Here is a 19,676-nt window from a genome sequence, read left to right as displayed (position 1 = left end):
TGCGAGCCGATAGATTCGACGCATGTCACCGTATTCGGTCGCCGTCCGGCCGCTTCCGGCCCGCCCGCTCCGCCGCTCGCTGTCGATGTCGGTGCCGATCCTGCTCGCGGCCCTGGCCTGGCTGGTGCTGCCCGGTTCGGCGACGGCCGAGCCGCCCTTCCGGCTTCCCCAGCCGATCACCGACACCGCCGGAGTACTGGATCCGGCAGCGACGGCGCAGATCCAGCAGGCAGCAGACGCGCTCTACGCCGAGCACGGGGTGCAGTTGTGGGTGGCGTACGTGCCGACGTTCTCCGGACTGTCGTCCGACGACTGGACCGAGCGGACTGCGCAGGCCAGCAACTTCGGGACGGACACGGCCCTGCTCGCCGTGGCCACGCAGGACCGCGAGTACGCGCTGTGGACGCCGAACGCCCTGTCCGGGGTCACCGCGTCCGAACGGGACGCCATCAGCGCGGACCGGATCGTGCCGCAGTTGCGCAGCCAGGACTGGGCCGGGGCCGCGGTGGCGGCGGCCGAGGGTCTCGACGCGGCGTTGTCGGCGTCGGGTTCCGGCTCCGGCACCACGCTGCTCGTCGGCGGCGGAGTGATCGCGGCCGGGGCCGGGGGGGTGTACCTGTACTCCCGGCGCGCGAAGCGCAAGCGGGCCGAGGCGGGCGCCCAGGCGGCGGCGGCCACCGACCCGACCGACACCGACGCGCTGCGCGAGCTGCCGCTCGAGGGCCTCGAGCTGTACGCCCAGAAGATCCTGGTCGAGACGGACAACGCCGTTCGCTCGAGCGCCGAGGCGCTCGAGCTGGCGCGCGGAGAGTTCGGCGATGCCGCGGTCCAGCCGTTCGACCGCGCCTATCGACAGGCGCAGTCGGCTCTGGCGTCCGCATTCGAGATCCGGCAGCGGCTCGACGACGCCATCCCCGAGACGCCCCAGCAGCAGCGCGACATGCTCGTGCAGTTGATCTCGTCGTGCGGCCAGGCCGACCGGGAACTCGACGCGCAGGTCGAGGCGTTCGACCGGATGCGCGACCTCCTGCTCGACGCACCCGCCCGCCTCGACGCGCTCACACAGCGCGCGATCGCGTTGCGCGCGCGGTTGCCCCAGGCCGAGGCGACGCTGACCGAGCTGCGAACGGAGTTCCCGGCCGGCGCGCTCGCCCCGATCACGGACAACGTGACGCTGGCGCAGGACGAGATCGAGTTCGCCGAGAAGTCCGTCGATCAGGGCCGCACCGCGGTGGCACGTCCCGTCGGCGAGCAGGGCGACGCCGTGCGAGCCATCCGCGAAGCGGAGGGTGCTCTCGGGCACGCTGCCACGATGCTCGACGCAGTCGACCACGCCGCCGACGACATCCGGCGGGCGATCGCGACGTTGCCGGCCGCGATGGCCGACGCCGCACAGGGCATCGCCGACGCCGAACAGCTCGCCGCCGCGGGTGGTGCGGAACTCGCCGAGGCCCGCAAGGCCGCGCAGGCGGCCCTCGACCACGCCCGGGCGGACATGAACACCGACCCGCTGGGCAGTTTCACCCGGGTCGTGGAAGCGGACGCACGACTCGACGCGCTGCGCGATCGGACCCGTCAGGCGCAGGAGGAGGCGCAGCGCACCCGCCGGCGCCTCGAACAGGATCTGGGGGCGGCTCGATCGCAGGTCACCGCCGCGGCGGACTTCATCGGGACGCGGCGCGGTGTGATCGGCGCCGAGGCCCGCACCCGGCTGTCCGAGGCGCAGCGCCACCTGGACGCCGCGCAGCGGCTCGCCGCGCGGGAACCGGGGCAGGCGCTGCAGCACGCTCAGGCGGCCGCGACCCTCGCGGCGAACGCGCTGCGCGCAGCGCAGAACGACGTGCAGCGCTGGGAGCGTCAGCAGCGTCCGCCCCGCGGCGGCGCCTCCGGCGGCAATATCGCGGGTGCGGTGCTCGGCGGAATCCTCATCAACAGCATCCTGACCGGTGGCCGTGGGGGCGGCTTCGGGGGCGGCGGCTTCGGGGGCGGGGGCTTCGGCGGAGGCGGGGGCTTCGGGGGGTCGAGCGGGGGCCGGTTCTAGTCCCGGCCGCGCAGCGTGAGAGGGCCGGTCGCGCGAGGCGGCCGACCCTCTCACGGAGGCTCTGTGGTCAGGCGCCGATCAGCCGCTGGGCGAGGTAGCCCTCGACCTGGTCGAGGCCGACGCGCTCCTGCGCCATGGTGTCGCGCTCGCGGACGGTGACGGCCTGGTCCTCGAGGGTGTCGAAGTCGACCGTGATGCAGAACGGGGTGCCGATCTCGTCCTGGCGACGGTAGCGGCGGCCGATGGCGCCGGCGTCGTCGAACTCGATGTTCCAGTGCTGGCGCAGCTGCGCGGCGAGGTCCTTCGCCTTGGGGCTCAGGTCCGCGTTGCGCGAGAGCGGCAGCACCGCCGCCTTGACCGGGGCGAGCCGGCGGTCGAGGCGCAGCACGGTGCGCTTGTCGACACCACCCTTGGCGTTGGGCGCCTCGTCCTCGCTGTAGGCGTCGACGAGGAACGCCATGAGCGACCGCGTCAGGCCCGCTGCCGGCTCGATGACGTACGGGGTGTACCGCTCGTTGGTGGTCTGGTCGAAGAAGCTCAGGTCGGCGCCCGAGTGCTGCGCGTGCGTCGACAGGTCGAAGTCGGTGCGGTTGGCGACACCCTCGAGCTCACCCCACTCGCTGCCCTGGAAGTGGAAGCGGTACTCGATGTCGACGGTGCGCTTCGAGTAGTGCGACAGCTTGTCCTGCGGGTGCTCGTACAGGCGCAGGTTGTCCTTGTTGATGCCGAGCCCGGTGTACCAGTCCATCCGGTAGTCGATCCAGTACTGGTGCCACTGCTCGTCCTCGCCCGGCTTGACGAAGAACTCCATCTCCATCTGCTCGAACTCGCGGGTCCGGAAGATGAAGTTGCCCGGGGTGATCTCGTTGCGGAAGCTCTTGCCGATCTGGCCGATTCCGAACGGCGGCTTCTTGCGCGACGTGGTGAGCACGTTCGCGAAGTTCACGAAGATGCCCTGTGCGGTCTCGGGGCGCAGGTAGTGCAGCCCCTCCTCGCTCTCGATCGGGCCGAGGTAGGTCTTGAGCATCATGTTGAAGTCACGGGGCTCGGTCCACTGGCCCTTGGTGCCGCAGTCCGGGCAGGAGATCTCCGACATGGGAACCGAGTCGGGATCGTCGAGCTTGTTCTTCTCGGCGTACGCCTCCTGCAGGTGATCCTGGCGGTGGCGCTTGTGACAGCTCAGGCACTCGACGAGCGGATCGTTGAACACCCCGACGTGGCCCGACGCCACCCACACCTGACGCGGCAGGATGACCGACGAGTCCAGACCGACGACGTCCTCGCGGCTGGTGACCATGTTGCGCCACCACTGCTTCTTGATGTTCTCCTTGAGCTCCACGCCGAGCGGCCCGTAGTCCCAGGCCGACCTCGTACCGCCGTAGATCTCACCGCAGGGGTAGACCAGGCCCCGGCGCTTGGCCAGGTTGGCGACGGTATCGATCTTGGATTTCGGTGCCACTCGGATTCACTCCATCTTCGATGCGGGGTTTCGCAGCGTGCGTCGACCCGTAAGCCTATCGCTCCGCGCGGGGCGGTCGAACTGCACGCCGGTTGACATGCACATTCATGCATATCAAAATGGAATCGGTTTGCAATAACGCGGCCGCCAGTCCACGAAGGAGATCCGTTGAGCGTTGCCGACACCGGCCCCGGCGGCGACGCCGCGGCCCCGGACCGTCCGTACGACGACTGCCGCCCGGGATCGGCGACGCCGTCCCCCGTACCCGCCCCGTCGCGGGAAACCCTCGCCGCCGCCGGCGAGCTCCTGCGCGCGCTGGCCGCACCGGTGCGCATCGCCATCGTGCTGCAACTGCGCGAATCCGAACGCTGTGTACACGAACTGGTCGGCGCGCTCGGCGTCACCCAGCCGCTGATCAGCCAGCACCTGCGCATCCTCAAGGCCGCGGGCGTGGTCCGCGGCGAACGCGCCGGCCGCGAGGTGCTCTACCGTCTGGTCGACGACCATCTCGCCCACATCGTCGTCGACGCCGTCGCCCACGTCGAGGAAGGTTGACCGTAGTCGTGTCGCCCGCCCACAAACCCGTAGTCGGAGTCCGCTCCACCAAGCAGCGCAGCGCCATCTCCGCGCTGCTCGACGAGATCGAGGAGTTCCGCTCCGCCCAGGACCTGCACGACGAACTGCGCAAGCGCGGCGAGGGCATCGGCCTGACCACCGTCTACCGCACGCTGCAGTCCCTCGCCGAAGCCGGCACCGTCGACGTGCTGCGCACCGACAGCGGCGAGTCCGTCTACCGGCGCTGCTCGTCCGGTCACCATCACCACCTCGTGTGCCGGGCGTGCGGTTACACGGTGGAGGTGGACGGGCCGGCGGTCGAGCGCTGGTCGCACGAGGTGGCCGAGGACAACGGTTTCGTCGACGTGAGCCACACCGTCGAGATCTTCGGCACCTGCCGCGACTGCGCGGACGCCGCGCCGGCGACGTCGCGCTGACCGACGACGGTCAGCGGCACCCGCAGCCGTCGCAGCCGCACCCGCCCAGCAGGTCGACCACCTCGCCGGCAGTCTCGTCGCCCGGCTCGTCGAACACGCACGCCCGGCCGCCGAGCCGCGCCGCCAGTTCGGGCACATGCGGCACCAGCGCCGCGACCACCGCGACCGCGCGCGCCAGGTGCACCGGCACCAGCGGGCGCGCCGGGACGCGCTGCACCGCCGTCACCCGGTCCTGGTGCAACTCGAGCCGCGCGTCCGGCCATTGCGCCTGCAGGTCGACGAGGACCTCGGCCGCGCGGGTACGACCGGCGATCCGCTCCACCAGGTACGTCGTCAGCTCCACCACCCCGGCCCGCGAATCGACGACGGCGTAGGTGAGCACATCGTCGACCCAGATCGGCACGTCGCCGTCCGTGTCGGGTTCGATCTCCTCGGCGAGGACCGCCGAGAAGACACGCAGCACGGCGGCACGCAGCGCGTCGTCGTTCCCGGTGGCGATCGGGGAGTCCCAGTCGAGTTCGCTCACTCGGATCCGCCCGTGCCCGTGACGGCCGAGCGCGCGTCGCCGGCGCCGCCGAGCACGAGCAGCAGCATCGTGGTCAGGGGCGAGTCCCGAAGGCCGGTGGCGGGGAAGGAGTACCGCAGCACCACGTCCGCCTCGGCGTCCCGCTCGACGAGGTGTATCGACCCGAACTGCAGCGCGTCGGCCGCCCCGGCGACCCGCGTGCGCAACGCGTCGTCGAGCGGCAGGTCCCACGCGAGGACGCCGGTCAGCGACACCACGTCGAGACCCTCGGTGAGGGTCACCACCCGCACGGCGCACGGCACGCCCGCATAGTCGAATCCCAGCGCATCGTCGCCGTTCGTCCTGGGCTCGTGCATGGCGACGAACTCCGCCAGCGCGGCCGCGACCCGGTCGCGCAGGCCGAGGCCGCTCAGGTCCACCCCGCCGGGGGCCGGCCTCCGCTCCTCCGGTCCCGTTCCGGCGCCCGTCACTTCACGCCCCCGAAGCGGCGGTCGCGCGAGGCGTACTCCACGCAGGCGGCCCACAGGTCCCGACGGTCGAAGTCGGGAAACATCTTGTCCTGGAACACCATCTCGGCGTAGGCCGACTGCCAGAGCAGGAAGTTCGAGGTGCGTTGTTCCCCGGACGGCCGCAGGAACAGGTCCACGTCCGGCATGTCGGGCTCGTCGAGGTACCGCGCAACCGTGGCCTCGGTGACGCGTTCCGGGTCGAGCTCACCCGTGGCCACGCGACGCGCGATCTCCCTTGCGGCATCGGCGATCTCGGCGCGACCTCCGTAGTTCACGCACATGGTGAGGGTCATCACGTCGTTGTCGCGGGTCAGTTCCTCGGCGATCTCGAGTTCCTTGATGACGCTGCGCCACAGCTTCGGCCGGCGTCCGGCCCAGCGCACGCGTACCCCCATCTCGTGCATCTCGTCGCGGCGGCGGCGGATCACGTCCCGGTTGAAGCCCATGAGAAAGCGCACCTCGTCCGGGCTGCGCTTCCAGTTCTCGGTGGAGAACGCGTACGCCGAGAGCCACTTGACGCCCATCTCGATGCACCCGCACACGGTGTCCATCAGCACCGCCTCGCCGCGTTCGTGGCCGGCGGTGCGAGGCAGACCGCGTTCCTGGGCCCAGCGGCCGTTGCCGTCCATGACCAGGGCGACGTGCCGCGGGATCAGTTCGGGCTGCAGACCCGGCGGGCGGGCGCCGGACGGGTGCGGGTCGGGTGGCCGGATCTCGCGGTCACGCGATGCTTGCGGGGTGCGGCGTCGAATCACGCTCCCCATCCTGCCCGACCGTCTCCCCGCCCACAGCCACCGCATGGGGACGGCCGCGTTCGATCAGCGGCAGGGTCCGCAACTGCCGCTCCAGGTGCCACTGCAGGTGGGCGGCGATCAGGCCGCTGGCCTGCCCGCGGGTCGCCTCGGACACCGTGTCGGTGCCCTGCCAGCGACCGTGGAAGAGCGCGTCCATCAGATCCAGCACACCCGCGCCGGGGGTCGCGGCGCCCGGCGGCCGGCACCGCACGCATACCGCTCCCCCGGCCGCGACGTGGAACGCGCGATGCGGGCCGGGCTCGTCGCAGCGAGCGCAGCGGCTGATCGCCGGCGCCCAGCCGGCGTAGGCCATGGCCCGCAGCAGGTAGGCGTCGAGGATCAGTTCCGGCGGCCGGACCTGGTCGGACAGGGCACGGAGCGCACCGACGGTGAGGCGGTGCAGCTGCGGGGCGGGGGCGCGCTCCTCACCGGCGAGCCGTTCGGCGGTCTCGAGCACGGCGCACGCGGTGGTGTAGCGGCCGTAGTCGTCGACGAGGTCGGCGCCGAACGCATCGACGGTCTGGACCTGGGTGATGATGTCGAGGCTGCGGCCCGGATGCAACTGCACGTCGATGTGCGCGAACGGCTCGAGCCGCGCCCCGAACTTCGAGCGGGTGCGCCGCACCCCTTTCGCGACGGCCCGCACGAGGCCGTGGCGACGGGTGAGCAGCGTGACGATGCGGTCGGCCTCGCCCAGCTTGTGCTGGCGCAGCACCACCGCGTGATCCCGGTACAACCTCACCCTGCGAGTCTGTCACGCCGGGCCGACACCGAGGCGGCGGCGCGGATTTTTCGCGTTGTTCACAGACCCGGCCGACCCGAAACGCGGTCGTCACCCTCCCTGCAACCTGCACAGCAGAACCCCCTGCGGTTCGGTCATTTTCGCCCTTGCCGAACCGGGCCGGACCCAGCACCATCGGACGACATCCGGTGCGGCGACGCCCGTAGCGCGGGGCCCAGGCGGGCCTGCACCCCGCGGCGGCGCCGATCCCCCGGCCCGATGCCTCAGCCCGCTGGAGGAGCCACCCGTGACCACCGCCCATATCGTCTTCCTGCTCGGCCTCGTGTCCCTCCTCGTGGCCATGGCCCTGCGCAAGAACGTGATGATCCCGGCAGTGGTGGCGACGTTCGCCACCGCCCTCGCCTACGACGGCAACGTCGCGAACGCCGTGATGGCGGTGTTCCGGGCGACGCTCACCTCGGGCTCGGCGCTGTTCGAGATCTTCGTCGTCATCGCGGCGGTCACCTCGATGCTGGCCGCGATGCGGAGCATCGGCGCCGACGAGATGATGGTGCGGCCGATGAGCCGGTGGATGATCAACGGCCGCGTCGCCTACGTGGTGCTGTTCGTGTTCACCTATCTCCTGTCGCTGTTCTTCTGGCCGACGCCCGCCCTCGCGTTGATCGGGGCCGTGCTGCTGCCCGCCGCGATCAAGGCCGGGCTGCCACCCCTGGGTGCGGCGCTCGCCCTGGCGATCTCGGGTCAGGGGATGTCCATTGCCTCGGACTACGTGATCGGGCTGGCCCCGTCGATCTCCGCGAGCGGCGCCGGGGTGCCCGCCGACGACATCGCCGGTCGCGCGCTGGTGATCTCGCTGATCGTCGGCGTCGTCGCCGCGGTGCTGGCCTGGTTCCTCACCGTGCGCCGCCGGATGACGGGCGGCGCCGGCACGCCGGGGACGGGCGGCGGGAGCGGGCACCCCGGATCCGCGGCCGGCGGCGGCGCACGCAACCCCGTGTCGGCGAGCGCCGCGCCGGCGGAGCCCACGCCCGAGCGTGCGGTCGACGTTCTCGAGGACGAACTTCCCGGATACGACGAGGGCACCCGCATCACCGGCCGCCCGCGCCTGGCCCGCCGGTGGGCAGTCGGTGTGCCGGCGGCGTTCGCCGCGGTGCTCGTCTACATGCTGCTCGGCCGGTTCACCGACCTCGTGCCGTGGTCGGACGGCGCCGGCGCGTCCCTGGTGGGCGGGACGGCGATGATACTGATGGCACTGGTGACGGTCACCGCCCGCAGGCAGGAGGCGCTCGAGTTCTGCGCGACGCACTTCGTCGACGGCCTGTCCTACGCCTTCAAGGCGATGGGCATCATCCTTCCCGTCGCGGGATTCGTGTACATGGGCATCCCCGACTACTCCGGTGCGATCCTGGGTCTCGAGGACGGTACCGGCCCGGCCTTCCTGTTCGACGCCGTCGAGGGCGTGCAGGGCTTCATCCCGGACAACGGACTCTTCGTCGCCCTGAGCATGCTCGTGATCGGAATGGCGATGGGCCTGGACGGGTCCGGCTGGGCGGGCCTGCCGCTCACCGGCGGCCTGGCCGCCGCCCTCGCCCCGCAGTCGGGCATCGACACCGCGACGCTCGCCGCCATCGCCCAGAACGGCGCCACCTGGACCGGCGGGGGCACCCTGGTCATCTGGTCGTCCCTCGTCGTGGTGGCCGGCTTCTGCAAGGTCTCCGTCACCGACATGGTCCGCCACCTCGCCGTTCCCGTCGTGACCGGCCTCGTCGTCGCGACCCTGGCCGCCGTGGTCATCTGGTGACCTCGGCCGACGTGAGCACACCCGTCCCCGACTTTCCTTCTATCCCCTACCCCGAGGACCCGACGATGGATTCGATTCCCTTCCGTTACGACCCACAGCGCTGCGCGCTTGTCGTGATCGACATGCAGAACGACTTCTGCTCCCCGGACGGCGCCTTGGCGCGCTGCGGTTTCGACGTGACGGCCGCGGTCGCCATGGCACCGCGCCTCGCCGGCCTCATCGCATCGGCGCGGGCCGCCGGCGTGCAGATCGTGTTCGTCCGCACCCTTCACGACGAGACCACGGACACGCCACAGTGGCTCGGACGGGTCGGCGACGGACCCGACGCGGCCCGCACCGGGCTCACCTGCCGGCCGGACACCGCGGGCGCCGAATTCTACGGCGTCGCACCGCAAGACGCGGATGCGGTGGTCGTCAAGCACCGGTTCAGCGCGTTCGTCGGCACCGACCTCGACGACGTCCTGCGCTCACGGAACATCGAATCGCTGCTGTTCACCGGGGTGGCCACCGAGGTGTGCGTCGAGTCGAGCCTGCGCAGCGCCCTGTTCCACGAGTACTGGGTGTCCCTGGTGGAGGACTGCGCCGCGACCTACAGCCCGGCCGCTCACGATGCGTCGGTGGCCGTAGTGGCCCAGAACTTCGGCACCGTGGTGACCGCCGAGAAACTCCGGGCACTGTGGAGCGCGGCCCCCGCCTAGCGGCGGCGGGCGCCGGGATCGCTCAGGTGGCGCTGCGCTCGTCGGCGCCCATCGCGCCGAGCACGGCCCGGCGGGTGGCCGGACCGCCGGTGATCCGGCTCTCGCTGACGCCGTTGATCAGCAGCCGGCCCCAGCGCTGCTCGTCGAACTCGGCGGGTGCGGTCGAGTCGAGGAACTCCTCGACCACCCGCACGAACCGGATGGGATCGTCCCGGAACGGGAAATGGCCGGCGCCGCGGAAGACGTCGAGCCGGGAATGAGGCATCGCCGAATGCGCCAGGTGCGCGTGATCCACCGGGATCACGCTGTCGTGCTCACCCCAGATCAGCTGCACGGGCAGGTCCTCGGTCAGGTAGCAGCGGTCGAGCATCGTCACCACCTGACCACGCCAGTCCACGACGGCCCGCAGCGTGCGCAGGAACGCCTCGCACGCGGTGGGATCGGGCAGTCCGCTCAGGACCCGGATCAGATCCGAGGTGTCGTGCAGCAGGACCCCGGGACGCAAGGGGGTGTCGTGCCACCGGCCCAGCAGGCCACCGGCAATGCGCATCGCGGGCATGGCGCCCGGTAGGCGCAGCAGCTTGAGCGCCTCGCTCAGCCCCGGCAGGGACAGCAGGCGCAACGCCGGGTGAACGTCCTTGGTGACGCCACCCGCGGCCACCAGGACGAGCCGGTCGACCAGCTGCGGGAACTGGTACGCGAACTGCATCGCGACGCCGCCGCCGAGGGAGTGCCCGACCACGGTGACGCGCTCGATGCCCAGGAGCGACAGCAGGTCACGCACACCGTTGGCGTACCCGGCGACCGAGTAGTCGCTGCGGGGCTTGTCGGAGCGGCCGTGGCCGAGCAGGTCCGGTGCGATGACCGTGTACCTGCGGGCCAGGTGCGGGATGACCTCCCGCCAGGTCGAGGAGTTGTCGCCGATCCCGTGGAGCAGCAGCAGCGCAGGTCCCTCGCCGGCAATCCGGAACGCGCGACGGTACCCGTGGATGGTGCGGAAGACCATCCGCGTCTCCGTGTCCGGTACGCGCCGGAGGTTGCGTGTGCGCGATGAACCCATGTGTATCTCCTGACAGCCGGTCCCTACGACACCCCGGGGAGGCTCCCGCGATATCCCCGGGGGCATACCCAACCGATCGTCGCGCCTCCCGCGAATGTGGCGAGCGCCACATTTCTGCGCATCCCGCCCTCGACGAGACGAACTGGAACGCGTTATTGTTCGTTCGAACGAACACCACGAAGGGGGACGCAGCCGTATGACCGCACCACGGGCAGACACCCGAGCGCCCGGCCTCGCCGCCGAGGCCGCCGCCCTCGCCGCCGGCGCCACCACGTCCGTCGCCGCGACGCGCGCGGCCCTGGAACGCATCGAGGCCGGCAATCGCGCGCTCAATGCCTTCCGTGGCATCCGCCGGGAGCGGGCGCTCGCCGAGGCCGAGGAGGCCGACCGGCGTCTCGCCGCCGGCGTCCGTCTCCCCCTGCTCGGTGTGCCGGTCGCGGTGAAGGACGACACCGACATCGCGCACGAGATCACCGCGTTCGGATGCGCCGGCGAGTTCGCCGTCCGCGAGGAGGACGCGGAGGTGGTGCGGCGGCTGCGGGCCGCCGGCGCCGTGATCGTCGGCAAGACGAACACCCCCGAACTGGGGCAGTGGCCGTTCACCGGCGGCAGCGCCTTCGGCCACACCCGCAACCCCTGGCACCGGGACCACACCCCCGGCGGTTCGTCGGGGGGCAGCGCCGCCGCGGTCTCGGCGGGCCTGGTGTCCGCGGCGCTCGGCTCCGACGGCGCCGGATCGGTCCGCATCCCGGCCGCCTGGACCAACCTCGTGGGAATCAAGCCGCAACGCGGCCGCATCTCGATGTGGCCCGACCCCGAGGCCTTCCACGGCCTCACCACCCACGGCACCCTGGCACGCACGGTCGCCGACGCCGCACTGCTGCTCGACGCCGTCGCGGGCAACCACGTCGGCGACCTGCACGAAGCCGAAGCCGTCACGGTGTCCGACGCCGTGGGTCGCGATCCGGGCCGGCTGCGGATCGCGCTCTCGCTCGCGCGCCCCTACACCGCCACCCGCACCCGACTGCACGCCGAGATCCGCGCGCGCGTCGAAGCCCTCGCCGGCACGCTGCGTGCCCTCGGCCACGACGTGACCGTCGCCGACCCGGCCTACGGAAAGCTGCTGGGCCTGAACTTCCTGCCCCGGTCGATGGCCGGCATCGACGACTGGGTGCGGCGGCTGCCCGACCCGGCCCTCGCCGACCCGCGCACCCGCGCGAACGCCCGCACCGGCCGGTTGCTGCGCGGCCGTCCGCTGCGCGCCGCTCGCGCCGCCGAACCACGCATCTGCCGGCGCATCGGCACGATCTTCGACCGCTTCGACGTCATCCTCGCCCCCACCACCGCCACCCCACCCCCGGTGGTGGAGGCGATGGACGGCCTCGGGGGCTGGGCCACCGACAAGGTGATCACGGCCGCCTGCCCCTACACCTGGCCGTGGAACGTCCTGGGCTGGCCGAGCGTGAACATCCCGGCGGGCTTCACCGGATCGGGCCTGCCGGTCGGCGCCCAGCTCATGGGACACGAGAACGCGGAGCCCCTGCTGATCTCCCTCGCCGCCCAGCTCGAGTCGGAACTGCGCTGGGATCGTCACACGCCGCAGCGGTGGTGGTGACCTCGATGGGCACGGACGTCCGCGGCGCGATCGTGGCCGCGACCCTGCATCTGATCGGCACGGACGGCATCGCCGCGATCACCAACCGCCGCATCGCCGCCCGGGCGGGAGTCTCCCTCGGCTCGATCACCTACCACTTCCCCACCCAGTCCGACCTGCTGCGGTCGGCGCTGACGACGTTCGTCGCAGACGAGACCACGCGGTTGCGCGATCTGGCGGAGGACTACCGTGGTCGCGGACTGAGCCTGGCCGACGCCGCGGCACTCACCGGACAGGTCGCCGAGGACCTGTCGTTCTCGGCGGAGCGGATCGCGCCGTTCGAGCTCTACGTCCAGGCCGGCCGGGATCCACAGTTGCGGGAGGCGGCGGCCCGATGCTGGGCCGCCTACGACGCGCTGACCGTGACCATCCTCACCGAACTCGGTGTCCCCCGACCGGAGTCGGTCGCCCCGACCCTGGTCGCGACCATCACCGGACTCCAGCTGCGCCGCCTGGCCACCGGCGCCGCGCCCGACCTCTCGGCGGCGGTGCTGCAGCTGGTGCGCAGCACGGTGCCCGCCGCGGCGGACTGACCGCGGGCCGCACACGGGTCAGGCCAGGGTCGCCACCACGAAGACCGCATACGCGACGAGCGCACTCCACGCGACGGCGTCGACGGCCCGGCGCGGGGCGCGCGTCGCGAACAGGGCCGACGCCGCGGCCAGCAGCATCCAGCACGCCGGATGGGCGTAGCGGATCGCGGCCGACTGCACGCCGGTCGTCTCGTCGGCTCGCGCGGGCACGACGAAGAGCCACAGCACGGCGAACGCCGACGAGGCGAGCGCAAGGAGGAGACCGAACGCGACGCGGTGACGCACGATCATGCCTCGCAGACCGCCTCCGGGGTCACCGGCCACGACCGCCTCCCGGGCGGACCCGACCGGTCGGCGCGAGCGATGCGGGAGAGGGCACTGCGCATCCCTTCCTGTCGGGGCCCTCCGACGACACCGCACGCGACGGTCAGAAGCCGAGGCGGCCGAGTTGCTTCGGATCGCGCTGCCAGTCCTTGGCGACCTTCACGTGCAGATCGAGGTAGATCTTCACCCCGAGCAGCTTCTCGATCTGGGAGCGGGCAGCGGTGCCCACCTCACGCAGGCGGGCGCCGCCCTTGCCGATCACGATGCCCTTCTGGCTCGGCCGCTCCACGTACAGCAGCGCATGCACGTCGAGCAGCTCGCCCTGCTTCTCGGTGCGACCCTCCCGCTCGGTGATCTCCTCGATCACCACCGCGAGCGAGTGGGGCAGCTCGTCGCCGAGTCCCTCGAGTGCGGCCTCCCGGATCAGCTCGGCCATGAGCGTCTCCTCGGGCTCGTCGGTCAGTTCGCCGTCGGGATAGAACGCCGGCCCGGGTTCCATGTGCGAGGCGAGGACGTCGATGAGGACCTCGAGCTGCTCGCCCGAGGTGGCGGACACGGGCACGACGTCCACGTCCGGTCCGAGCAGCTCGGAGACGGCGAGCAGCTGCGGCGCGATCCGCTCCTTGCTCACCTTGTCGATCTTCGTGACGATGCCGATCAGCTTCGTGCGCGGGGCGACCTGCCGCACCTGTTCGACGATCCAGCGGTCGCCGGGGCCGATCTTCTCGTCGGCCGGGATGCACACGCAGACCGCGTCGACCTCCGAATAGGTGTCGCGCACCAAGTCGTTGAGCCGCTGCCCGAGCAGCGTCCGCGGCCGATGCAGGCCGGGGGTGTCCACGAGGATGATCTGTGCGTGTTCACGGTGCACGATGCCCCGGATGGTGTGCCGGGTGGTCTGCGGACGCGACGAGGTGATCGCAATCTTGCTGCCCACGAGCGCATTCGTCAGCGTCGACTTCCCGGTGTTGGGCCGTCCGACGAAACACACGAAGCCGGAACGGAAGTCGGGGTCGGTCATACGAGCTCCTCGTCTGCGGTGCCGGCGGTGCGGATCGGCACGGTGGGTGTCGTGGCGTCGACGGCCGCGGTCACCCGTCGACCGATTCCTCGGCGGCGGTCTCGGCCGTCTCCGTCGCGGGGACCCGTTGCACGTACACGGTGTTGATGCGGACCCGGCCCCGGGCGTCGCGGCCGCCCTCGCCGCGCAGCCGCAGACCGTGGGTCTCCACTTCGGAACCCGGCAACGGTACCCGGCCGAGCACGAACCCGAGCAAACCGCCAACTGTGTCGACCTCGATGTCGTCGAGCGCAACGTCGAACAGGTCACCGAGGTCCTCGACGGGCAACCGCGCGGAGACCCGGAAGGTGTCATCGCCGAGATCCTCGACGGGCGCGATCTCTCCGGTGTCGTACTCGTCGGCGATCTCGCCGACGATCTCCTCGATGATGTCCTCGATGGTGACCAGCCCGGCGATGCCGCCGTACTCGTCGACGAGCAGCGCCATGTGGTTGCGGTCGCGCTGCATGTCGGCCAGCAGATCGTCGAGGCGCTTGGAATCCGGCACGAACACCGCCGGGCGCATCACCTCGGCGACGGTCACGCTCCGGCCGCCGTCGCGCGAATAGTAGGTCTGCTGCACCAGGTCCTTGAGATACACGACGCCGCGGATGTCGTCGACGTTCTCGCCGATCACCGGGATGCGGGAGTGCCCGCTGCGCACCGCGAGCGACGTCGCCTGGCCGGCGGTCTTGTCCACCTCGATCCACACCATCTCGGGGCGCGGCACCATCACCTCGCGTGCGGTGGTGTCACCGAAGTCGAACACCGACTGGATCATTCGCCGTTCCTCGGCGGCGACGACGCCGCGCTCCTGCGCCATGTCCACCAGCTCGCGCAGTTCGATCTCGTTGGCAAACGGCCCGTTCCGGAATCCCCGGCCGGGGGTGATCGCGTTGCCGATCAGGATCAGCAGCCGGCTCAGCGGGCCGAGCAGGACACCGATCACGCGCAACGGCACGGTCCCGGCCAGGGCGATGGGGTACGCGTGCTGGCGACCGAGGGTTCGGGGGCCCACGCCGATCACCATGTAGTCCACGAGCACCATGATCACGGCGCTGGCCACCAGCGCCCCGGTGTGGCCCATCCAGTCGAGCAGCGCCGCCACCAGCACCACCGTCGCGGTGATCTCGCACAGGATGCGCAGCAGCACCATGAGATTGACGTACCGCGGCCGGTCCTCGAGGATCACCAGCAGCTTCTGCGCGCTGGGCCGCTCGCCCTTGGCGAGTTCCTCCACGCGGGCCGGGGAGACGGTGTTCAGCGCCGAGTCGACCGCCGCGAACAGCCCGCCGAGCGCCACCAGCACGACGGCGACGACGACGAGCGCGGGGGCGCTCACGCCAGTGCTCCGATCACGAGGCCGCTACCGCTCGGTCGGGTCGAAGAAGCCGGCCTTGCCGAGGAGCTGCTGATCGCGGGCCGCGAGCCTGGCCTCGTGCTCGGCGCGCCGCAGTTCCTCGTACCACTCCTCGAGGAGCTGGTTCTGCAGACCGAACATCTCCTTCTCCTCGTCGGGCTCGGCGTGGTCGTACCCGAGCAGGTGCAGCATCCCGTGGACCGTGAGCACGGCGAGTTCGTGCGCGAGCGAATGGCCGGCCTTCTCGGCCTGTTCCGCGGCGAAGGACGGGCACAGCACGATGTCGCCGAGCATCGAGGGGCCGGGCTCGGGGGCGTCGGGGCGGCCGCCGGGCTCGAGTTCGTCCATGGGGAAGGACATCACGTCGGTGGGGCCGGGCAGGTCCATCCAGCGCATGTGCAGATCGGCCATGGTGTCGGAGTCGACGAGCACCATCGACAGTTCCGCGGCCGGATGCACGTCCATCCGGGCGATGACGAACCGCGCGATGTCGATCAGGTCCTCCTCGGCGACGTCCATCCCCGATTCGTTCGAGATCTCGATGCTCATCTGTGGCGTTCCTTCTGGGCGGATGCGGACACGGCGGGTACGAGACGGGCGGGGCCCTCGGTCACGGTCACCGGCGCGGCACCCGGCTCTGGGCTGCTGCCCGCCGCTGGGCCCGGTTGCCCATGGCGACGCCGGCCGGCCGATCGGCCTCGAAACGCTCGTAGGCGTCGACGATGTCGGAGACGAGCCGGTGCCGCACCACGTCGCTGCTGTCGAGGACGGCGAAATGGATGCCGTCGATGCCCTCGAGGATCTCGGCGGCGGCCGCCAGCCCGGAGCGGGCACCGCCGGGCAGGTCCACCTGCGTGGTGTCGCCGGTGACGACGATCTTGGAACCGAAGCCGAGACGCGTCAGGAACATCTTCATCTGCTCGGCGGTGGTGTTCTGCGCCTCGTCGAGGATGATGAACGCGTCGTTGAGGGTGCGTCCGCGCATGTACGCCAGCGGCGCGACCTCGATGACCCCGGCCTGCATCAGCTTCGGGATGGCTTCCGGGTCCATCATGTCGTGCAGCGCGTCGTGCAGCGGGCGCAGGTACGGGTCGATCTTCTCGTGCAGCGTGCCCGGCAGGAAGCCGAGCCGCTCCCCGGCCTCGACGGCGGGCCGGGTGAGGATGATGCGGGTGACCTGCTTCGACTGCAGCGCCTGCACGGCCTTGGCCATGGCGAGGTACGTCTTGCCGGTGCCCGCGGGCCCGATGCCGAACACGATCGTGTTGGTGTCGATGGCGTCGACGTAGCGCTTCTGGTTGAGGGTCTTGGGCCGGATGGTCTTGCCGCGCCGGGACAGGATGTCGAGGCTGAGGACGTCGGCCGGCGAGTCGGACAGACCCTGCGTGAGCATGCCCACGGTGCGGCGCACCGCGTCCGGGGTCACCGCCTGCCCGCGTCCGACGAGGGTGACGAGCTGCCCGAGCACCCGTTCCGCGAGCGCGACGTCCGCCGGCGCGCCGGTGAGGGTGACGGAGTTGCCGCGTACGTGGATGTCCGCACCGAGGGCCCGTTCGAGGGCGATGAGATTCTCGTCGGCCGAGCCGAGCAGCGGCGCCGCAGCTTCGGGCGGCAGGTCCAGGTGGGAACGGACGGTGGTCCGTTCGGCGTTCCCGGTGTCTCGGGTGTCGTCTGGTTCACTCACGTGGACGGTACGGCCTGCTTTCGGTTCGTCTCGCGCACGACGGGCGTCGTGACGATGCCAGTCTAGCGCCGGGCGTCCCCGCGCCCCACCGCATTGCCGCCCGGGCCGTGCGCCGCGCGCCGATCCCGCTGCGCTCGCTGGGCCCGCTGGACGACGTCGACGGCCCGCTCCGGCGGGACCCCCATGAGGACGAGGGCGGCCAGGGCGACGGTCTCCCCGGCGTCGTGCACCACCCCGAGATTGGCCTGCTCGAGGGTCGCCATGGTGAGCCCCTCGAGCATCCCGACGAGGACGACGGCCGGAAGGTAGGCGGAGAACACCCCCGACCGGCAGCCCCGCTCCACGATCGCGAGGGTGCGGGCGCGCAGCGGGGCGATGAGTTCGCCGATGCGCTCGTCGCCGACCTCCTTGCGCGCGAAGGACAGCAGCACGCGGAAGCGGTCACCGACGGGCCAGGTCATCAGGGCCGCGGCGGCGAGCGCCAGGTCGGGCTCCTCGGGGTCCGGCCGGTCGACCGCGGCGGCGAGCGCGGCAGCCGCCTCCTCGGCGATGCCGTCGACGAGCGCCTCGCGGTTCGGGAAGTGGGCATAGACGGTGCGGCGCACCACGCCGGCGGCCTGCGCGACGTCGTCCATGCTGGCGTCCGGGTCGGCGGCGAAACACCCCATCGCCGCCTCGAGGATCCGGGCTCGGTTCCCGCTCGTCCGCCGCCGCGGCCCCCGGACCGGTTCCGCCACGCTGACACCTTCTTCCGCCGCCGGGTGTGACGTCCGTCAACTTTACTTGCACAACACTGTGCAAATTTCTAACTTGCACAGTGTTGTGCAAATCGCTGCCGATGCCCGCATCCCGTGAGGAGCGCCGATGACCTCGATCCTGACCCGCTCGACCGCAGATCCCACCCGCCCGTATCCGCGACGGTGGGCCGGCCTCGCCGTGCTCTGCCTGAGCCTGCTGATCGTCGTGATGGCGAACACCGCGCTGATCGTCGCGGCGCCGAGCATGCTGCGCGAACTGCGGCTCACCAGCACCGACATGCAGTGGGTGATCGACGGCTACACCGTCCCCTACGCCGCGCTGATGCTGCTCGCCGGCGTCCTCGGCGACCGCTACGGCCGGCGGCGCGCCCTCCTCGCCGGCCTGGCCGTCTTCGCCGCGGGGGCCGTGTGCGGCAGCCTCGCCGGCACCGCGACCGAGGTGATCGTCGCCCGCATCACCATGGGGGTCGGCGCCGCGGTGATCATGCCCGCAACCCTGTCCCTGCTCGTCGCCATGTTCCCGGCCTCGGAACGGCCCCGCGCCATCGCCGCCTGGGCCGCGACCTCCGGACTGGCGATCGCGCTCGGCCCGTTGCTCGCGGGCTGGCTGCTCGAACAGCACGCGTGGGGTTCGACCTTCCTCATCAACGTGCCGATCGCGGCGTTCGCCGCGGTCGCGGCGCTCGCGCTGGTGCCGCCGTCCCGGGCCGAGCACCTCACCCGTATCGACTGGGCCGGCGGCGCCCTGTCCGTGGCGGCCGTCGGCGCCCTGGTCTTCGGCATCATCGAGGGCTTCCACTTCGGTTGGAACGCAACGTCGCTCGGATCCGTGGCGGTCGCGGCCCTCGCCGGTGCCGCGTTCGTCGCCTGGGAACTGCGCCACCCGCAGCCGCTGCTGGACCTCGGGCGGGTCACCGACCGTTCCGTCGGCGGCGCGTGCCTGTCCGTGCTGCTGCTCTTCCTCGCGTCGTTCGGGGCGATCTACTTCGTGGCGCAGCACTTCCAGTTCGTGTTCGGCTACAGCCCCCTCGACACCGGTCTGCGCCTGCTCCCCCTGGCCGGGGCCGTGTCGATCGGATCGGCCGTGAGCGGGCGGCTGGCCCCACGCCTCGGTGCCCGCGTCGCGATCGGTGCCGGAACGGCCGTCGCCGCGGCCGGCGTCCTCGCTCTCGCCCTCGTCGACGACGGTTCCGGATACGGGCTGTTCCTCGTCTCGCTCGTGCTCCTCGGCCTCGGCATCGGGCTGGCCGCACCCCCGGCCACGGACCTCGTGATGAGCGGATTCCCCGAGTCCGACCTCGGCGCCGCAGGGGGCCTGAACGACACCGCGGTCGAGCTCGGCGGATCCCTCGGCATCGCCGTGCTGGGCTCGGTGCTGGCCACCACCTACCAGCGCGAGATCTCCGGATTCCTCACGGGACTGCCGCTCGCGACTCTCGACGGGCCGATGGCCGCCCAAGCCGACGCGGCCGTCGCTGCGGCGGGCGATTCGGTCGGCGGTGCGGCGATCGTCGCCGAGGAGCTGGCGAAGAACCCGTTCGTCTCCTCCTACGCCCAGCCGCTTCTCGACGCATCGGCCTCCGCCTTCTCGCAGGCGATCACGTCGGCGAGTCTCGTCGGCGGCCTTGCCCTGGCCGTCGGCGCCGTCGTCGTCGTCGCGGTCCTGCCCCGCCGCGGCTGA

At 71.5% G+C, this 19,676-nt stretch carries 20 protein-coding genes; 8 read left to right on the top strand and 12 right to left on the bottom strand.

The genetic code is table 11. The features are described 5' to 3' along the window. Positions 1-22 precede the first annotated feature (22 nt). Complete coding sequence (locus tag A4U64_RS08745; RefSeq protein ID WP_065922459.1) at positions 23-2,041, top strand: TPM domain-containing protein; 2,019 nt, start codon at positions 23-25, stop codon at positions 2,039-2,041. A 67-nt stretch (positions 2,042-2,108) separates the two neighbouring features. Here the strand turns inward: A4U64_RS08745 and A4U64_RS08740 are convergent, their stop codons facing one another. Continuing rightward, positions 2,109-3,500 (bottom strand): glycine--tRNA ligase, encoded by a 1,392-nt coding sequence (locus A4U64_RS08740; RefSeq protein WP_006943913.1) that lies wholly within the window; start codon positions 3,498-3,500, stop codon positions 2,109-2,111. 168 nt (positions 3,501-3,668) lie between these two features. Here A4U64_RS08740 and A4U64_RS08735 point away from each other — a divergent pair, with 168 nt between their 5' ends. Both A4U64_RS08735 and A4U64_RS08730 read left to right on the top strand, forming a co-directional pair. Continuing rightward, positions 3,669-4,055 carry an ArsR/SmtB family transcription factor gene (locus A4U64_RS08735; RefSeq protein WP_006943912.1) on the top strand — a complete coding sequence of 129 codons (387 nt, stop codon included), beginning with the start codon at positions 3,669-3,671 and terminating at the stop codon, positions 4,053-4,055. 8 nt (positions 4,056-4,063) lie between these two features. Continuing rightward, entirely contained in the window at positions 4,064-4,492 is a 429-nt protein-coding gene (locus tag A4U64_RS08730; RefSeq protein WP_006943911.1) for a Fur family transcriptional regulator, read from the top strand. A gap of 10 nt (positions 4,493-4,502) precedes the next feature. On the opposite strand, the gene A4U64_RS08725 is transcribed toward A4U64_RS08730, so the two are convergent. The 4 genes from A4U64_RS08725 to recO are packed head-to-tail and all read right to left on the bottom strand — an operon-like array spanning position 4,503 to position 7,063. Continuing rightward, positions 4,503-5,018, bottom strand: a complete 516-nt coding sequence (locus tag A4U64_RS08725; protein ID WP_006943910.1) for a T3SS (YopN, CesT) and YbjN peptide-binding chaperone 1 — start codon at positions 5,016-5,018, stop codon at positions 4,503-4,505. Then, positions 5,015-5,488 carry a hypothetical protein gene (locus A4U64_RS08720; RefSeq protein ID WP_065922458.1) on the bottom strand — a complete coding sequence of 158 codons (474 nt, stop codon included), beginning with the start codon at positions 5,486-5,488 and terminating at the stop codon, positions 5,015-5,017. Before A4U64_RS08720 ends, A4U64_RS08725 begins: the two co-directional genes overlap by 4 nt. Then, complete coding sequence (locus tag A4U64_RS08715; protein WP_037200968.1) at positions 5,485-6,291, bottom strand: isoprenyl transferase; 807 nt, start codon at positions 6,289-6,291, stop codon at positions 5,485-5,487. The genes A4U64_RS08720 and A4U64_RS08715 overlap by 4 nt, the downstream gene beginning before the upstream one ends. Then, the gene (gene recO, locus A4U64_RS08710) at positions 6,248-7,063 is read right to left on the bottom strand and encodes a DNA repair protein RecO (protein WP_080688608.1); all 816 of its coding nucleotides are present in this window, start codon (positions 7,061-7,063) and stop codon (positions 6,248-6,250) included. Before recO ends, A4U64_RS08715 begins: the two co-directional genes overlap by 44 nt. 286 nt (positions 7,064-7,349) lie before the next feature. Here recO and A4U64_RS08705 point away from each other — a divergent pair, with 286 nt between their 5' ends. Further along, the gene (locus tag A4U64_RS08705; protein ID WP_157127575.1) at positions 7,350-8,864 is read left to right on the top strand and encodes a permease; all 1,515 of its coding nucleotides are present in this window, start codon (positions 7,350-7,352) and stop codon (positions 8,862-8,864) included. Between the two features lie 65 nt (positions 8,865-8,929). Further along, a complete protein-coding gene (locus A4U64_RS08700) occupies positions 8,930-9,562 on the top strand; it encodes a cysteine hydrolase family protein (RefSeq protein WP_006943899.1) in 633 nt (210 codons plus the stop codon). Positions 9,563-9,584: 22 nt separating this feature from the next. Here A4U64_RS08700 and A4U64_RS08695 read toward each other — a convergent pair whose 3' ends face one another. Then, positions 9,585-10,622, bottom strand: coding sequence for an alpha/beta fold hydrolase (locus A4U64_RS08695; RefSeq protein WP_065922457.1), 1,038 nt, complete (start codon positions 10,620-10,622; stop codon positions 9,585-9,587). A gap of 196 nt (positions 10,623-10,818) precedes the next feature. Between A4U64_RS08695 and A4U64_RS08690 the strand changes: the two genes are divergently transcribed. Then, positions 10,819-12,237 carry an amidase gene (locus A4U64_RS08690; RefSeq protein WP_065922456.1) on the top strand — a complete coding sequence of 473 codons (1,419 nt, stop codon included), beginning with the start codon at positions 10,819-10,821 and terminating at the stop codon, positions 12,235-12,237. Positions 12,238-12,242: 5 nt separating this feature from the next. Beyond that, positions 12,243-12,809 carry a TetR/AcrR family transcriptional regulator gene (locus A4U64_RS08685; RefSeq protein WP_037201765.1) on the top strand — a complete coding sequence of 189 codons (567 nt, stop codon included), beginning with the start codon at positions 12,243-12,245 and terminating at the stop codon, positions 12,807-12,809. An 18-nt stretch (positions 12,810-12,827) separates the two neighbouring features. Here the strand turns inward: A4U64_RS08685 and A4U64_RS08680 are convergent, their stop codons facing one another. From A4U64_RS08680 to A4U64_RS08655, 6 genes are all read right to left on the bottom strand, one after another. Continuing rightward, a complete protein-coding gene (locus A4U64_RS08680; protein ID WP_139311030.1) occupies positions 12,828-13,100 on the bottom strand; it encodes a hypothetical protein in 273 nt (90 codons plus the stop codon). Positions 13,101-13,236: 136 nt separating this feature from the next. Beyond that, entirely contained in the window at positions 13,237-14,154 is a 918-nt protein-coding gene (gene era / locus A4U64_RS08675) for a GTPase Era (protein ID WP_006943889.1), read from the bottom strand. A 70-nt stretch (positions 14,155-14,224) separates the two neighbouring features. After that, a complete protein-coding gene (locus tag A4U64_RS08670) occupies positions 14,225-15,535 on the bottom strand; it encodes a hemolysin family protein (protein ID WP_029544339.1) in 1,311 nt (436 codons plus the stop codon). 24 nt (positions 15,536-15,559) lie between these two features. Further along, positions 15,560-16,102, bottom strand: coding sequence for an rRNA maturation RNase YbeY (gene ybeY, locus A4U64_RS08665; RefSeq protein ID WP_006943887.1), 543 nt, complete (start codon positions 16,100-16,102; stop codon positions 15,560-15,562). Positions 16,103-16,169: 67 nt separating this feature from the next. Then, complete coding sequence (locus A4U64_RS08660; protein ID WP_006943882.1) at positions 16,170-17,237, bottom strand: PhoH family protein; 1,068 nt, start codon at positions 17,235-17,237, stop codon at positions 16,170-16,172. 62 nt (positions 17,238-17,299) lie between these two features. After that, on the bottom strand, positions 17,300-17,974 hold the full coding sequence (locus tag A4U64_RS08655; protein ID WP_006943880.1) for a TetR/AcrR family transcriptional regulator: 675 nt from the start codon (positions 17,972-17,974) through the stop codon (positions 17,300-17,302). Between the two features lie 127 nt (positions 17,975-18,101). Between A4U64_RS08655 and A4U64_RS08650 the strand changes: the two genes are divergently transcribed. Continuing rightward, the gene (locus tag A4U64_RS08650; RefSeq protein ID WP_065922455.1) at positions 18,102-19,676 is read left to right on the top strand and encodes an MFS transporter; all 1,575 of its coding nucleotides are present in this window, start codon (positions 18,102-18,104) and stop codon (positions 19,674-19,676) included.

It is taken from the genome of Rhodococcus sp. WB1, from assembly GCF_001700945.1.
GTDB classification, from domain to species: Bacteria; Actinomycetota; Actinomycetes; order Mycobacteriales; family Mycobacteriaceae; genus Rhodococcus; species Rhodococcus aetherivorans.
Note: the sequence above shows the minus strand (reverse complement) of the source record. Positions and strands in the feature narration are given on the sequence as shown.